The sequence below is a fragment of the Marinobacter pelagius genome (assembly GCF_003315345.1).
Classification (GTDB): domain Bacteria; phylum Pseudomonadota; class Gammaproteobacteria; order Pseudomonadales; family Oleiphilaceae; genus Marinobacter; species Marinobacter pelagius_A.
Genome location: NZ_QNRO01000001.1, coordinates 273,445 through 289,301, shown reverse-complemented (window position 1 = coordinate 289,301; position 15,857 = coordinate 273,445). Strand labels below are relative to the sequence as shown.

The following is a 15,857-nucleotide window of genomic DNA, read 5'->3' as shown; positions in this document are numbered from 1 at the left end:
GGAGTCTGCATGTCGGCGTTCTTCGAAGTATCCAGCCTGGGTGTCCGTATCGGTGACACCCCCATTCTTCGCAATATCAACATCGGTTTTCAGGAAGGGGAAGTCACTGCCCTGCTTGGCCACAACGGTTCCGGCAAATCGACACTGCTCAAGGTACTGGCCAGGCATCAGGCTCCCTCGGAGGGCAACGTCAGCCTGCTAGGCCGGTCCTTTCGCAGCACCGGGGCAAGGGAATTCGCCCGCACCGTCGGTTACCTGCCCCAGCATCCACCGGGCACCGATGGATTGACGGTGCGCGAACTGGTTGCCCTCGGCCGTTACCCCTGGCGGGGCCCCCTGGGACGCTATAACCGGGAAGACCACCGACTGATCGACCAGGCCATTGCCGACACCGGCCTGGAACCGTTCACCCACCGCTCCGTCGACACCCTGTCCGGCGGCGAGCGCCAGCGGGCGTGGATCGCCATGCTGCTGGCCCAGCAGACCCGCTGTCTGCTCCTGGACGAACCCATTTCCGCACTGGATGTGAAACACCAGGTGGAAACCCTGCGCCTGGTGCATCGCCTGGCCGAGCAACGGGAGCTGACCGTCATTGTTGTCCTGCACGACGTGGACCTGGCCGCTCGCTTCTGCGACCGTCTTGTAGCCATCAAGGCCGGCCGTTTGGTGGCCGATGGCCGTCCCGAGGACATCATGGATTCCGGCATCCTGGAAACCATTTATGGCGTGCCCATGGGTGTGATGGAACGGGCTCCGGGGCAGTGGGTTTCCTATGTGCACTAAATTCGCGGGGCTGGCTGGCCTCTTTCTCCTGTTAATCACACTCGCCATACCCGCCAACGCGGGCACCTGGCAGCACGAGAATGGCACCCTCACCCTGGACAAGGTTCCCGAACGCATCGTTGCCCTCAACTGGGCAGCCACCGAAGCGTTGCTGTTGCTCGGAGTTACACCCGTCGGGGTGGCCGACCTGGCTGGTTACAGCCACTGGGTCCGGAAGCCAGCGCTGCCGGAAAGCGGTGTGCGCAATGTCGGCACACGGGTAGCGCCCAGCCTGGAAGCCATTGCCGAGCTGAAGCCGGACCTGATCGTGACCAGCGCCGAAATGGCCCCGGCCGCAGACCTGCTTGAACGACTGGCCCCCACTTATGTGGTCAGTGTTTACAGGGAGGGTTCGCAACCCTTTGCCAAAGCCCGCAAGATGCTACTCACCCTCGGCGAAATGCTGGGTCGGGAAGCACGCGCACAAGAGGTGGTGGAGGATATCGAGCAGACCCTCGCCAACCAGCGGAAGCGACTTGCCGAGGCGGGTGTCACGGAGCGACCTGTCGCGCTGGTGAACTTCCTCGACGCCCGGCACGTGCGCATCTACGCCCCGAACGGTCTTTACCAGACCGCACTCGACGCCCTCGGGTTGACCAACGCCTGGCCCCACCCGGGAAATTTCTGGGGGTTTTCCGTGGTCGGTCTGGAAGCGATTGCACCGTTTCGGGAGGCCCGGCTTATCGTGATCTCCCCGACACCGCCAGGGCTGGCCGACACCCTCGCCGATAGTCCGTTCTGGACCTACCTGCCGGCAGTGCAACGGGATCAGGTGTACCAGGTGGAGGCCACCTGGCCTTTCGGGGGCATCTACCCGGTCAAGCGGCTGGCCACCCAGATTACCGACAGTCTGCTGGCGGGAGGTTCGGATAATGTACAGTAATACCGCCACCCTCCCGGCACAGCGCCCGGCCCTTCCCGCCCGCTTGCCGGTGGCGGCCGCGCTCCTGTGGCTGACCGCGCTTCTGGCCAGTGTCCTGCCCTGCCTGCAGCAACTGGACCCGCTGGCCCTGCTGAGTGCTTTCTGGACCTTCAATCCGGATACCTACGCGTCGGTGCTAGCGCACTTCAGCTGGGCACCCAGGGTGGCCATGGCAGTCCTGGTCGGCGCGGCACTGGGGCTCGCCGGTGCCGTCACCCAGCAGATCCTCGGCAACCCACTGGCCTCGCCGACCACCCTCGGCGTTGCCGCCGGGAGTCAGTTTGGCGTCACCGTCGCCTCGCTCTTCTTCCCGGGCCTGCTCGCCTTCAGCCCGGACCTGCCTGCCATTGCCGGCGGCCTGCTGGCCATTGCCATGGTCATCGCCCTGACCTGGCGGCTGGGCTTTTCCCCGGTCACCGTGATCCTCGCCGGCCTGGTAATCACCTTCTTCCTCGGCGCCACCAACATGGCGTTCCTGTTGCTCAAGGGCGAGTGGCTAGGCAACCTGTTCATCTGGGGCGCCGGCTCCCTGGTCCAGAACAACTGGCAACCGTTCGCGGATCTCTGGCCCAGGGTCGTGATCCTGGCGGCCCTGATGCTGTTGTTGATGCGGCCACTGCAGCTGCTGCAACTGGGAGAGACCTCGGCCAGCTCCCTGGGTGCAAAAGTGGCATGGGTACGGGCGTTGGCTTTGTTCCTTGTGGTTCTGCTGAGCGCGACGGTAGTGAGCCGGGTTGGCGTAATTGCCTTTGTCGGCCTTGCCGCGCCGGTACTGGCCCGGCTGCTGGGCGCCCGCACTCTCGGCGGGCGCATACTTTGGAGCACCCTGCTTGGCGGTGGCCTGCTGTTACTGGCAGACACCCTGGCCCATTGGGCGTCCACCTGGGGCGACGGCTCCCTGATTCCCACAGGCACCACCACGGCGCTCATTGGCGGGCCGATCATCCTGCTGGCCCTGCAGGGCTTCCGGAATACCCATCACATGCCGGGGCAGACCTCCAGCCCGGCCGGGTTCCAGCCCAAACGCCGTCCGATCCTTTTGGTTTCAGCTGTGCTAACCGGGCTTCTACTGATTACAGTGGTGGTTTCCATGGGCTGGTCCCCCGGGCTCGACGGCTGGCGCTGGACCGGCGTTTCTCAATGGGACGAGGCATGGGTCTGGCGCGGTCCACGGATGCTGGCTGCGGTCCTCGCCGGCATCGCCCTCGGCCTGGCCGGCACACTGATTCAGCGTATGACCGGCAACCCCATGGGCAGCCCGGAAATGCTGGGCATCAGCGGCGGGGCCGCCCTGGTGATGGTGGTCATTGTGCTCTCCGGCCTTGAGGCCGGCCGCATGGGGCAGCTGGTTGCCGCCACTGCCGGCGCGGCCGCGGCCCTGGGCCTGCTGATTCTGCTGGCACGGCGACACCGCTTTGCCGGTAACCAGTTACTGCTTGGCGGCCTCGCCCTGTACGTGTTCATGGATGCCGGACTTCGCCTGGTGATGGCCTCCGGCGGGACCGAGGCCTCCAAGTTGCTGAACTGGATGTATGGCTCTACCTGGCTGGTCTCCGAGGGGGAGGCCATCAGCTTGCTGGTGTTCATCCTGATGATTTCCGGAGCTCTGGCCTCGGTTGTACGGCCCCTGACTATCTTGCCACTGGGCGAGCAGTCTGCCTCATCACTGGGTCTTCCGGTGGCCCGGGTTCGCCTGTTACTGCTGCTTCTGGCGGCGCTGCTGACCGCTGCCGCCACGGTAGTGATCGGCCCACTCAGCTTTGTCGGCCTGATCGCCCCGCACCTGGCGCGGGTGCTGGGCCAACAAACCGTAGGCCGGCAGCTGATCGCCGCCGCGCTGGTGGGTGGCGTGCTCCTAGGTGTGGCGGATTACCTGTCCCGCATTGTCGTGTACCCCAACCAATTGCCCGCCGGTCTGCTTGCAGCTCTGGTGGGCGGGATCTATTTCCTCTGGGGGCTCAGCCGCCATGGTCGCGCCTGAATCTGCAACAAATGACGAGCGCTGGGTCGATCGTTTTCATCGGCTCCTGCAAGCCTCCGGTCTCGACCGTGAGGCTATTCTCGCCCAGTCTCTACAAGCTCCGGCACAGGAACGCCGGGGCCTGTTTTCCCTGGCCCAATGCCTCGATCAGCCCGAGTTGCTCGTGCAGCAGATTCGTCACGATTACCCTGATGCCACGCATAATAAAGCCGTCCGGGCCTATGCGTCGGTACTGCAACAGGATCTGGCGCTCAGTGTGCTTGCCCCCCTCACCTTAAGTCTATTCCGGGATGGCCAGGCGCCTTTGGCCGACCCAGCCCGCATTGTTCTGACGCCGGTTGAGGAGGCAGGTCAGACTGCCTCTCGGTGGTTCCAGGTTCCGGGCCAGCCCATGGCAAGCGAACAGGGATTCCGGCACGGTATGGCAGAGCAAACCGAAGCCTGGTATCCGGTGTTCAGAAAACAATTGGGAGTGAGTCCCGGCGCCTACTGGAGCAGTGTCGGCCTGGGTCTGGGCGCGCCTTTCTCGGCAGTGTGGAACCTGGCCGACCCTACCTCGGTGTGTGATCTGGCGCAACAATGGCTGGACGCATTTCGGAATGACGCCAATAGGTTCATCGACTGGATTCCGGCGGTATTCGCAGGACAGAGAACGGCAATCCCCCAGCGTAGGGGCTGTTGCCTGAGGTACCTGTTACCGGGAGGCGGCTACTGCGGTACCTGCGGGGTATATAGAAAAGAGCGGATGGCCACGCTCAGCCAACCAGGCCATTGCCAAGCGCCAGGCCAATGGCAACCAGCCCGATAAAAAGGCCAGCCCCGGCAGCGAGTTTTAGTCCTTCAATCATTTCCTGTTCAGGTGTCATTCCATTTCCTCCTTTAACCTGACATTGAAGAGCGGGGATGACCCCCGCCCTTCAAGATGGATCAGTAGACCCAGGAAACGGTCAGGCTGGCATTCGCCGGCTCGCCGTAGAAGCCCTGGGCCGAGGTGCCGAATTTCTTCAGGCTCTCGATGTACTTCTCGTCGGTGACATTATTCACGTTCAGGGTGGCATTCCAGTTGCGGGCAAAGTCGTAACTGGCCATCAGATCCAGCACGGCATAGGCATCCTGCTCGGTGACGATGGTGGTGCCGGCGTTGGGGCCGGTGGTGGCTACGCCCTGCTCTTGGCTGATCTCGGACTGCCAGCGGATCTGACTGCCGAGTTCCAGGCCGTCAACACCCGGCACCTTCCAGGTGCCACGGAGCTGGGCCAGATGCTCCGGCACGAAGGATTTGGCGTCGTTACCGTCGGCATCCTCGATATCCACAAAGGTGTAGCCGGCGAAGAGCTGGATGCGGTCGGTCACGTCACCGACAATTTCCAGTTCGACACCCTGGCTCTCGAGGCCATCCACCGCACGGTAGTAGACGTCCTGGGTGCCGTCGTCATAGGTGCCTGCGGCCTCGGCCACGTTCTTCTGCTCGACCTGGAACAGCGCCATCGTAGTGTTGATACGATCCTCCCGGAACTCGCTCTTCAGGCCCAGCTCGTAATTCACACCATCGATCGGATCCAGGCGGTCACGGTTGATGTCCAGCTCGGTTTGCGGGGAGAAGATCTCCGTGTAGCTTGCGTAGACCGAGTGATTGTCATTGATGTCGTAAATCAGGCCGGCATAGGGCGTTTCCACCGCATCGTAGCTGGTGTCCTTGGAAACACCGTAGCTGGTGCCTTTGTTATCCAGCCAGGTCAGACGCAACCCGGTGATGGCAGTCAGGCTGTCAGTCAGGGTCCAACGAGCGGCGGCATAGGTGGCGGTTTCGCGGTCGGTCCAGTCGGAGCCTGCCACGCCGTTATCGAAAGTCGGGCGCGGATAGTTACCATCCCATTCATTCAACGGCGGCAATGGATCACCGATGCCCCGGCCATAGCGGGACTCGTCCACAGTCTCGGAGCGGGACCAGCTTGCGCCAACCACCAATTCGTGGGTCCGGCTGGCCAGGTCGAACGGACCGGTGGCATAGGCATCCACCACCCACTGCTCGGAATTCAGATCATACTGGCTCGGGTACGCCAGGAGCCCCTCACCGGTGTCCGGGTCCGGGGTTCCATACTGGTAGAACAGCTCGGATTCACTGTCATTTTCCAACCGGAACACCGTGCCCTTGGCCCGCCAGCCGCCAGCCAGCTCCTGCTGCAGCTCCACGAAACTGTTGTGCTGGGTGTTATCCCAGTAGGACCAGTCGGAAGCAGTGCTGGTGGAACGGGCGAAGTCGGTGGCGGTGCCGTCGGTGTAGAACAACGGCAGCGCGCCCCACAGCGGGCTATCGGTGTCGGAGCTCTGGATAGCATGGCCGAGGGTAAGCAGCGTGGTATCGGTCAGATCCGCTTCCACCACGCCGTAGAACATCTGTTTCTCGTTGCTGTAGCGGTCGAGGTAGGAATCCTTGTCTTCGTAGCCCGCCACAACCCGGCCACGAACCTTGCCGGATTCGGAAACCGAGCCGGAGACGTCACCCACGATGCGCTTCTTGTCCCAGGAACCGGCAGTCACGGCCACCGAGGCATTGGTGTCCGCGGTGGGACGCTTGCGGATAAAGTTTACGGTGGCGGCCGGATTGCCAGAGCCCGTCATCAGGCCGTTGGCGCCGCGCAGCACTTCAACCCGATCGAAGAAGGCGGTATCCAGCTCACCCTGTACGTTGTCATAGACTGCCGGAAGGCCGACGCCATCGTACTGGAAGTTGTTGATGTCGAAGCCGCGGGAGGTGTAGTAGGTCCTGTCGGTTTCAACGGACTCAACGGTGACACCGGTGGTGCCCTCCAGAACATCATTGATGTCGTTCTGGGCGAAATCGTCCATCTGCTCCCGGGTCACCACGGTGACCGCCTGTGGCGTCTCGCGGTGGGACAGTTCCATTTTCAGAGAAGTGGTGGTCGCTTCGGGGGCATAGCTTTCGGTGAACTCCGAGGGGGTCTGGCCCCGTTCTGCGGATACTTCCAGCACCTGCAGGGTGGCTGGATTGTTCTCCTGGGCTACTGCCAGCGCGGGGACAGTGGCGCACATCATGGCGGAAACCAGGGCCTTGCGGCGGAAAGCCGGCTCGGGAAGTCGGAACATCTTTTTCTCCGTAAGTGGGTTTTAGCTTTTTGGTCGTTATTCGACGCATATCTTAATGCGAATCATTCTAATTTAAAACCTCAAATCACAGTAATCCATCGCAGGCTTCGCACCCTATATTCCAGAACACCCGTTCAGCGCAGTGGAGCGGGTCAACTGCTATGCTGATTAGGCAGTTGCTTCCGAGTTTCCAGACCGAATGCCCTACAGGCCGGAGGTTCCCATGTTCACCAGCAAACAACTGGCTTTGGCCAGCGGGTTGATGTTGTTGTCGGTATCAACACTCGCTGACCTGACGTTCTCATCGGATGAGGCGGATTTCCGGCTGGAGGTCGTCGCCGAGAACCTTGAGCACCCCTGGAGTCTCGCGTTCCTGCCCAACGGCGATAAACTGGTGACCGAGCGGGCTGGCCGTCTGCGCCTTATCCGCGACGGCAAACTCGTTCCCGAACCGATCTCAGGCGTTCCGGACCTGGTGGTTTCCGGCCAGGGCGGCCTGCTGGATGTGCTCTTACATCCTGATTTCGAAAGCAATCAGACACTGTTCCTGAGCTATGCCCACCGCACCCGGGAAGGCATGACTACACGGGTTGCCCGGGCACGGCTTGAAGGCGACAAACTGAAGAATGCAGAGGTTATTTTTGAGGCCCTGCCCCGCTCAAATACCTCCCGCCACTTCGCCGGGCGCATGGAGTTTGATCGGGACGGCAACCTCTACATTTCCGTCGGCGACCGGGGCGAAATGGACCGGGCCCAGGATCTCGGCGATGACGCCGGTGGCGTGCACCGTGTCACGATCAATGGCGAGCCGGTTCCGGGCAATCCGTTCGTGGACCAGGCTGGTGCCGAAGACACGTTTTTCACTTACGGCAACCGCAACATCCAGGGCATGACCATTCATCCGGAAACCGGCGAGATCTGGACCCACGAACATGGCCCTCGCGGCGGTGACGAGATCAACATCCTGTCTGCCGGAACCAACTATGGCTGGCCCGAGATCACCTATGGCATCGATTACTCGGGCCTGCCGATCACCATGCATACCAAGAAGGAAGGCATGGCACAGCCCCTGCATTACTGGGATCCATCAATAGCCCCCTCGGGCATGGCGTTCTATACCGGCGACCTGTTCCCTGAGTGGCAGGGGGACCTGTTCGTTGGGGCTCTGAAAATGCGCAAGCTGGTGCGCCTGGAGATCGGGGACGGGGACGTTACCGAGGAGGAAGATCTGCTGACGGATCTGGGCGAGCGCATCCGGGATGTGCGCATGGGCCCGGACGGAGCGCTATGGCTGCTGACCGACTCACCCAGGGGCAAGGTTTACCGGACGGCTCCTCTAAACTGACCCTCAGTGGGGGTCGTTGGTCCTCTCGGTCTTTTCGTACCGGGGAATATCGTCGGTGATCGGAAACCAGTCCGATTTCGAACCGACATAGACATGCTGCGACGGGCCTTTGCCCAGGGGTTCGTTGATCACGCCCACCCGCAGGCGCAAGATACCGGGGATGGCGTCCACCCGGCTGTATAGCTGGCTGCCACAACGGCTGCAGAAGGCGCGGTACTTGCCGGGACTGGACTCGAATCCGGTCACCCGGTTATCACCGGAGAGAATCCGGAACCTTACCGCCTGCACCGGCGCGCTGGCCGAGAAGGCACTGCCATGGGCGCGCCGACACTGGCTGCAATGGCACAGGGAAATCGGTCCCAGGGGGCCGTCATATTCAAAGGTGATGTCGCCACACAGGCACTGGCCGGTATACATGGGTCAATCTCGCGCTTCGGACTTGTTGGAATCTCCGGCGGGATGATACCGGCGGGCCACTTGAAGAACCACCCTGGCGACATCATCTCGGTTGGTACAGAAACGGAACAGGAGGACAGCTATCATGTCGTTTACCACACTTCCGAAGATCGGTATGGGTACTTTTCGCCTGAAGGGCAACGATGCCCGCGAGGCGGTGAAGAGCGCCCTGTCGCTGGGCTATCGCCACATCGACACCGCACAGATGTATGAAAACGAGGCGGAAGTGGGCGACGGCATTACCTCGAGCGGTATCCCGCGCCGCGACATCTTCCTGACGACCAAGATCTGGCACGACAAACTGCATACCAGCGACCTGATCAACAGCCTCCACGACAGCCTGGCCCGCCTGAAAACCGACCACGTGGACCTGACCCTCATCCACTGGCCGTCCCCCGGCGATGAGGTGCCGATGGAGGAGTACCTGGGTGCTCTCCGGGATGCCCGGCGCGAGGGCCTCACCGAGCATATCGGGATCTCCAATTTCACCTGTGCCCAGATGGATCAGGCAAAAGAAATCCTGGGTGATACGCCGATCCTGACCAACCAGGTGGAAGTCCACCCGTTCCTGGCCAACCGCAAGGTGGTGGAGCACGCGCAGAAACTCGGCATTACGGTGACCGGTTACATGCCCCTGGCGGTGGGCAAGGTCATGGAGGATGAGACTTTGCAGCGCATTGCCAGCGAACGGAACGCCACACCGGCGCAGATCGCCATCGCCTGGGTGGCCTCAAGGGGCGTAGTACCGATCCCCTCCTCTACCCGGCCATCCCATCAGAAGGCCAACCTGGAGGCCCTGAAAATTCAACTGACCGAGGATGAAATCAGGGAGATTGACGCCCTGGACCGGGGCGAACGGATTGCGAATCCGGGGTTTGCTCCGGACTGGGATTAACCCTGAACGCGACAACCAGCAGCGCCAGTGTGGCCACCGGAAAGCCCAGCAACCAGAAGGTACCCAGGGCCCAGTAGGTGGCCGCACTGAACAGCGTCCAGGCCAGCGGTAACACCAACAGCAACCACCTGAGTGGCGACGGTTGGCGGGCAAACAACAGCACGGTGGCGGCAACCGTCACCCCGGGCGCAAGTCCGAACAGGGCGAGGGCCCACACATCGGGCATTTCCAGTACTGAAAGCCAGGGCAACAGGAGTATCGCCAGCCACCAGCTGACCGCCACCGGCCGCGTCATCGGTGCGGGCAGTGCCCTGCCCTTCAGCAGCAACAATAGCAGTCCCTGAACCACAAAAGCCCAGCCGAACCCGGTGGCCGGCCAGTTTACCGGGCCGTAATAGCGCACCAGGAACAGGTAGCCGCAGCCGATCCACGCCAGCCCGGCCAGAGCCATCGCCAGCCGCCTCGGCAACTCGGCGGCTTGCCGGCCGAACCACGGCAGCACCAGGCCAGCCAGTGGCCACAACAACAGCCAGGGCCAGAGATCCTGATTGATCCGCGCAAACAGTCTGAGGAATACCTCCGGGCCGAACATCACGAAGTCCTGCAAGGAATAGCTCAGCCAGGCCGCCCCGTTCACAGCTGCCTCACGTACTCGGCCATCATTCTTCGCTGGCTGGCGTCAGGCAGCTGACCGTACATGGCTCCCATGTTCTCCTGCATGTGCTCCACGCTGGTCGTGGCCGGAATGGCGCATGTGACGGCGGGATGGGAAATGATGAACTTGAGGAAAAACTCGGCCCAGTTGCCCACGCCGGCCTCCCCTGCCCATGACGGCAAGGGCTCCGACTGGAACCGGCGGAACAGCGATCCGCCCTGGAACGGCCGATTGACGATAACTGCAATGTCCCGTTCCCGCGCCAGGGGCAGCAGCCGTTCTTCGGATTCCCGGTCCAATACGTTGTAGGTGAGCTGAACGAAATCCAGGGGTTCGGTTTCCATGACGCGCGCCAGCTCGCGATGCCGGCGGCCATGGGAGGTGCTAATACCGATGTAACGGACCCGGCCTTCGGCCTTCATCTCTTTCAAGGTCGCCAAGTGTTCCTGCCAGGCCAGCAGGTTGTGGACCTGCAGCAGGTCGAAGCGATCGATGCCCCATCGCCGCTCGGACGTGGCGGCCTGCTCCCGGGTCTCCGAGCCATCGCTGGTCCAGATCTTGGTCGCCGCAAAGATGCGGTCATGGGCACCGAGTTTATCCAGCCCGGCGCCGATGACGTCGGCTGCACTGCCATACATGGGTGAACAGTCGATCACAGTGCCATTGCGCTCAAGAAAGGTCTCGAGTACCCGGGTGCGCTGATCAATGAGGTACTGGTCACCCCCGACGTTGAACGTTATCCAGGTTCCCATGCCGATGGCGGGGACGGATTCCCCGGTGGAGGGAATGGGCCGGGAGTGAAAGGCCTGCTCTCCAGGGGTCGAGCCGGCAGCCATCAGTCGAGGGGAAGCCACAGCCAGGCCGCTCAGCCCGACACCGATCAGGAATCGTCGCCTTGATAGCTCCAGCATGGTGGCCCTCCCTTGAAATCTGCCTTAAGTGACAGCCTCAACCGCCGTATTGTTCCTCCAGATACTTCAATATACGCGCCGATTCGAACATGGACGTCCCGGTGTTGGGATCTTCCAGGTAAGGGACCTGAACCCGCCCGTGCTGCTGGAAGAAGGCATCCCGCTTACCTCCGGGTAAAGGCTGGTATTTCCCCGGTTTGATGCGCTGCTTCGCGGGCCCGATTTCGGTCCAGTGTTCCTTGCCAAGATTGTGGAGCGTGTATGGAATCTCCAGTTCACACAACTTTTCCCGCACCAGTCGGGAGAATGGACTGCCCTCGAAGCTCCATAGATGCAGCCCCAGATCGGGACGCTTGCCCGGTGCTGCCCGCAGCCCCCGCATTTCGCTGGCAACCGAGCCCAGAGAGCCAAATACCGGCTGCCAGGCCTTGGCCTTGTAATACCCCGGAACCGGGCGGCCACCATACTGGCGGAACAGGTACTCAACGATATCTTCGGATTCATAGATGACCTGGCCGGTATTCTCGTCCACCAGAAGCGGAAACAGCTGCTTGCCACCGATCGCTTCCGCTTCAGCCCGGTAAATTCGGCCGCCCTTGGGGCACGGTCGAATCTCAACGTCCAGGTTCAGGGCCGTAAGCGCCTCCCGCACCCGCCGGCAATAGGGGCAGCCTTCCATGTCATAGAGAATGATCGGTTTTTCCGGCTGCTCCGCCGCCTTCACCACCAGGCATCCGCGCCAGGCGGTAAAGGAAGAGGTTGCCACGGATTCGAGCACATTCACGTTGTGCTTTAAAGCGTTCAGCATGGTTTGTCCTTGGTTTCGGGATGTTGGAGTAGCCATTATGCGGGCGCCTCCCGGTTTGCCATTGGCTCCCGTGTCCCCATGATGTGGTCAAACCAGGGTTTGGTCACACACCAGTTGGCGTTGGGGTTGGGCCCCATGTGGTGGTCATAGTGCCACGGCAGATGCTCCCGGGCCCACTCCGGCTCCAGGTGGGATCTCTTGTGAACCCGGTAATAGTTCCAGGCACTGTAATAGAGCGTGCCAACAAAGAACGGAGCCACCGGCAGCAGGGGTGTCACCGCCGCGGCTCCCGCGACCAGGGCCGCGACTTCCTTGGTCTGGGCATTCCAGGTCAGAGGCGGGTGCCGGTAGTCCTCATCCAGGAAACCATTCCTGCGGACATTCCGGTGATGATCATGCCAATGGAACGCCCAGAAACTGTTCCGGTCACGCCCCCGATTGTGCAGAACGTGCTTGTGGAATACCCACTCAACGGCATTGGCTGTGATCAACCCGATCGGTATGCCAATCATGGCGCCCTCCTGTTCTTGTTGTGGTCGTTGTGTCACCAAACAAGGAAACGCTGATTGAACCTGAAATTCCATGACTGAAATGCCGTGAAACCCACGGTAAAAAACGCACACAAAGTCATTGACAGCCACAAGATTAATTTTTGTACAGCTAACTCACTGATTCCAAAGGGCCCTTACAGAGCGTCACAAAAACTCAATATAAACAATGTCTCTACTGGCAATTTTTAACGTCATGTAGAGCTTTTCTGCATAGTACATCGCGCCAAGATCGGCTATTGTTTAGTCATAAGAACTCAACGGATGGAAATCATGAAGATCAGGGTCATGCGACGCAGCGTCAGGCAGGCAGGACTGAGGAGGTCCAGCCGTCGGTTCATGTTGTCTGCAGGAATTGCCGCGGTCATGGCTGCGGGCTTCCCGCTGGCTGCAGCTGCGCAACCGGGTAGTGAAGACCCCCCCACCCGGCTCTGGAGCACGGAAGTCCGGGACTACGCCTTCAAGGCCTTGAACAACAAGGAAGGCCTGAGCGTTGCGGCGGTCCCCCTGAACGGTCCGGGGATCGAACAGTATGTAAACGCTGACGAACTGATGAGTCCCGGCTCCATCATGAAGCTGGTTACCACCTACGCGGCCCTGGAAGTTCTCGGCCCGACCCACCACTGGAATACCGATTTCCTGACCGATGGGCAGATGATCGGCGATACGCTCAAGGGCAATCTGTACGTCCGGTTCGGCGGCGACCCGAAACTGACCCTTGAGCGCCTGTGGTCCACCCTGCGTGAACTCCGGCAAATGGGTGTGACCAGCATTGATGGCCACCTGGTTCTGGATGGCAGCTATTTCCGCGTGGATGGCGGCTTACCGAAATTCGAGGACAATGGCGACAATCCCTACCGGCCGTTCCTGGTGGAGCCCTCCGCTTACCTTACCAACCTCAACCTGCTGCACTTCCAGGTCCGGGCTGACGAGCGCGGGACTCAGGCCTGGACGACCCCGGATCTGAGCGAAGTCCGGATCGACAATCGGGTCACAGCCATACCCGAGGGCCCCTGCCCCGGCCGCCGTGACTTCAGCTGGGAGCCGGTGTTTGACGACAACATGCAAGTCACCGTGCGTGTGACCGGCGAACTGCCACAAGGCTGCCGAACCACCACCTACATGTCCCTGCTGCCCCACGAGCAGTACACCGCGTCCCTGATTCGTTCGGTACTCAAGGAAACCGGCGTGACCATCAGCGGGGCCAGCATGACCGGTAAGACCCCCGACGATGCCCGCCTGGTGATGAGAACCACTTCTCCCGACCTGGTCACCATGGTTCGGGACATCAACAAGTGGAGCAGCAATGTCATGGCTCGCCAGATGTTGCTCACCATCGGTGCCGAAAACCGGAAAGAGGACGAACAGGATGACCGCGTTGCCGGTATCCGTGTGATCTACGAGTGGCTTGAGGGCAAAAGCATCAATACCGCTGGCATGGTGATCGATAACGGCGCCGGCCTGACCCGTCATGGCCGCATTTCCGCCCGCCAGGGCGTGCAGATCCTACAACACGCCTGGAACAGCCCGTTCGCCTCCGATCTGATGGCCTCCATGCCCATCATCGCCATGGACGGTACCATGGCCCGCCGACTACGGGAGGTCGGCATGGCTGGTGAAGGGCGGATCAAGACCGGATATCTGGAGAACGTGCGTTCCATCGCCGGCTTTACCCGTGACGAGAACAACACCACCTGGGCGGTGGTGGGTATCGTGAACAACGACCCGGCGTGGAATGGCAAATCGGTGCTGGATCGGGTGCTTTATTCGCTGCATTACCGGCCGCCTACGGGGACGGCGATTTCTCGGGCTGGCGCAGAGCCATCGGATACAACCATTCAATAAAAAATGCCCCGGTCGAAGCCGGGGCATTTCTTTTCCTATCGAGCAAACACTGTTACTGCGGCTCACTTGAAACGAAATCGTCCATGAGAGTCACACATGCAACGTTTTGATCCCCTTCGGGAGTCAATTCGCCATCCACTGCTACCCGCGCAATGGCAGTGTAAACGCCACCAGCAGAAAGAGGAACGCTACCTGTTTTCAGCAACTGGTTGCCACTCTGATCGGTAATGAATAACACGTAGTCCCCCGCAGGAACAGGCAGATAACCCGTGTTTGTCTTGAACTCGAAATCATCCAGGGTCGGACTATTCACCTCAGTATTCAATACGGTGGCGGTCGCTCCACCCTCAGCAGTCGGCAAGAGGTAGACATCAACTGTCCCAGCCTCCACCGCGCCATGGACCACTCTCAGAGAGGCCTGAGTGGCGATACTCCTGACATTGTCATTCAGCACCAGCGGCTCAATCTCAGCCAAGGTATTAACCGCGACAATCGTAGTGGCGGAGGCCTGTGCAAAATCAACATTCGCATCAATCACTGCGGCATTGACAGGATTCGTGCTCTCTGCCGGAGCCACCTTGATGTTGCGTGCGCCGACATCAATACTGGCGTAACCGTTAGTTGCCGCACTCGGGGAAACCTCACCGTAGGCCAGATTGTCCTCTGCTACAGCGTCGTCAACCAGCACCTGAACTGCCGGCGCATCGGCAGAATTATGGACCGCCCGTACACCCGCCTTCTGAGCTTGGTCGAAGAATTCCAGAACATCCCCAGTACCAGTCACTGCAATGAGGCTAATCAGGCTGTTATCACCTGTCAGCGCGGGATCGCCCCCAGACGGTGTTGTATTGGGACTGGTGTTATCGACAGCTCCCACAAGCAAGTCACTGCCAGCAGCTAACGATAAGGTGCCACTGTCATACACAACCGTGGGCGAGTTTCCGGGAATGGCGACCCGCACCTGATAATCACCGGCAGGTACTTCAATTGGTCCAACACTCTGCTTGAAGGAAAAGCTGAAAGACGCCTCCTCAGGAAGCGGATCGCCAGCTGCAGTCAGATACACCGCAACGGGCCCGCCCACTGCGCTCTGGGCATCGGGAGAGAGATGTGCAACGCGCAAACGTACGCTGTCTGGGCTGTCACGACTGCCATCGTCGGTCAGGATCAAGGGCTCTATCGACCCGTTCCCCACCTTGCCCACGGCAATCACATCATATTTGGTATCGAATCGCAGGGAAGCATCCGCATCAATCACGGTGGCGGTCTCACCACCCGGCAAGATGCCATCAACCGCTATTGAGGCTGTACCGGCATTCGGGGTCAGCACAGCGGCCTGCTTGTAGTCAGCACCCGAAACCACCGTTTGATCGTTCACACGCACATTGACTGCTGGCGCATCAGAAGAAGCATGAATGACCCGGACGCTGGTTTTCGCCGGATCGTCGTCACCATCGAAACACCCGGCCAACAACACACTACTGGCCGCCACCAAAGGCAAAGCAAATTTTGTATTCATTGTCACTCATCCTCAATTGCGAGGTTGCAGATCAGGGTTTGA

At 60.8% G+C, this 15,857-nt stretch carries 14 protein-coding genes; 7 read left to right on the top strand and 7 right to left on the bottom strand.

Annotated elements, in window-relative coordinates; genetic code table 11:
• The first annotated feature begins 9 nt into the window (after positions 1-9).
• The 4 genes from DET50_RS01375 to DET50_RS01360 are packed head-to-tail and all read left to right on the top strand — an operon-like array spanning position 10 to position 4,533.
• Positions 10-783: an ABC transporter ATP-binding protein gene (locus DET50_RS01375; protein WP_113861096.1), complete on the top strand. Its 774-nt coding sequence runs from the start codon at positions 10-12 to the stop codon at positions 781-783.
• Positions 773-1,705: an iron-siderophore ABC transporter substrate-binding protein gene (locus DET50_RS01370; protein WP_113861095.1), complete on the top strand. Its 933-nt coding sequence runs from the start codon at positions 773-775 to the stop codon at positions 1,703-1,705. The genes DET50_RS01375 and DET50_RS01370 overlap by 11 nt, the downstream gene beginning before the upstream one ends.
• Positions 1,695-3,725 carry a Fe(3+)-hydroxamate ABC transporter permease FhuB gene (gene fhuB, locus DET50_RS01365; RefSeq protein ID WP_113861094.1) on the top strand — a complete coding sequence of 677 codons (2,031 nt, stop codon included), beginning with the start codon at positions 1,695-1,697 and terminating at the stop codon, positions 3,723-3,725. The genes DET50_RS01370 and fhuB overlap by 11 nt, the downstream gene beginning before the upstream one ends.
• Positions 3,712-4,533, top strand: coding sequence for a (2Fe-2S)-binding protein (locus DET50_RS01360; RefSeq protein WP_113861093.1), 822 nt, complete (start codon positions 3,712-3,714; stop codon positions 4,531-4,533). The genes fhuB and DET50_RS01360 overlap by 14 nt, the downstream gene beginning before the upstream one ends.
• Before the next feature lie 119 nt (positions 4,534-4,652).
• Here DET50_RS01360 and DET50_RS01355 read toward each other — a convergent pair whose 3' ends face one another.
• A complete protein-coding gene (locus tag DET50_RS01355) occupies positions 4,653-6,833 on the bottom strand; it encodes a TonB-dependent siderophore receptor (protein ID WP_113861092.1) in 2,181 nt (726 codons plus the stop codon).
• A 223-nt stretch (positions 6,834-7,056) separates the two neighbouring features.
• Here DET50_RS01355 and DET50_RS01350 point away from each other — a divergent pair, with 223 nt between their 5' ends.
• Positions 7,057-8,178 (top strand): PQQ-dependent sugar dehydrogenase, encoded by a 1,122-nt coding sequence (locus DET50_RS01350; RefSeq protein ID WP_113861091.1) that lies wholly within the window; start codon positions 7,057-7,059, stop codon positions 8,176-8,178.
• Positions 8,179-8,181: 3 nt separating this feature from the next.
• Here the strand turns inward: DET50_RS01350 and DET50_RS01345 are convergent, their stop codons facing one another.
• Positions 8,182-8,595, bottom strand: coding sequence for a GFA family protein (locus DET50_RS01345; RefSeq protein ID WP_113861090.1), 414 nt, complete (start codon positions 8,593-8,595; stop codon positions 8,182-8,184).
• A gap of 124 nt (positions 8,596-8,719) precedes the next feature.
• On the opposite strand from DET50_RS01345, the gene dkgB reads away from it, so the two are divergent.
• Positions 8,720-9,529 (top strand): 2,5-didehydrogluconate reductase DkgB, encoded by an 810-nt coding sequence (gene dkgB / locus DET50_RS01340; RefSeq protein ID WP_113861089.1) that lies wholly within the window; start codon positions 8,720-8,722, stop codon positions 9,527-9,529.
• Here the strand turns inward: dkgB and DET50_RS01335 are convergent.
• From DET50_RS01335 to DET50_RS01320, 4 genes are read right to left on the bottom strand one after another with little or no spacing between them, the layout of a single operon-like run.
• The gene (locus DET50_RS01335; protein WP_113861088.1) at positions 9,459-10,166 is read right to left on the bottom strand and encodes a hypothetical protein; all 708 of its coding nucleotides are present in this window, start codon (positions 10,164-10,166) and stop codon (positions 9,459-9,461) included. The genes dkgB and DET50_RS01335 overlap by 71 nt on opposite strands.
• Positions 10,163-11,095, bottom strand: a complete 933-nt coding sequence (locus tag DET50_RS01330; protein WP_113861087.1) for an aldo/keto reductase — start codon at positions 11,093-11,095, stop codon at positions 10,163-10,165. The genes DET50_RS01335 and DET50_RS01330 overlap by 4 nt, the downstream gene beginning before the upstream one ends.
• A gap of 37 nt (positions 11,096-11,132) precedes the next feature.
• A complete protein-coding gene (locus tag DET50_RS01325; RefSeq protein WP_113861086.1) occupies positions 11,133-11,903 on the bottom strand; it encodes a glutathione S-transferase N-terminal domain-containing protein in 771 nt (256 codons plus the stop codon).
• Between the two features lie 35 nt (positions 11,904-11,938).
• On the bottom strand, positions 11,939-12,415 hold the full coding sequence (locus tag DET50_RS01320) for a hypothetical protein (protein ID WP_113861085.1): 477 nt from the start codon (positions 12,413-12,415) through the stop codon (positions 11,939-11,941).
• A 402-nt stretch (positions 12,416-12,817) separates the two neighbouring features.
• Here DET50_RS01320 and dacB point away from each other — a divergent pair, with 402 nt between their 5' ends.
• On the top strand, positions 12,818-14,296 hold the full coding sequence (dacB, locus tag DET50_RS01315) for a D-alanyl-D-alanine carboxypeptidase/D-alanyl-D-alanine endopeptidase (protein ID WP_258546017.1): 1,479 nt from the start codon (positions 12,818-12,820) through the stop codon (positions 14,294-14,296).
• Between the two features lie 52 nt (positions 14,297-14,348).
• On the opposite strand, the gene DET50_RS01310 is transcribed toward dacB, so the two are convergent.
• A complete protein-coding gene (locus DET50_RS01310; RefSeq protein ID WP_113861083.1) occupies positions 14,349-15,815 on the bottom strand; it encodes a DUF4397 domain-containing protein in 1,467 nt (488 codons plus the stop codon).
• Positions 15,816-15,857 lie beyond the last annotated feature (42 nt).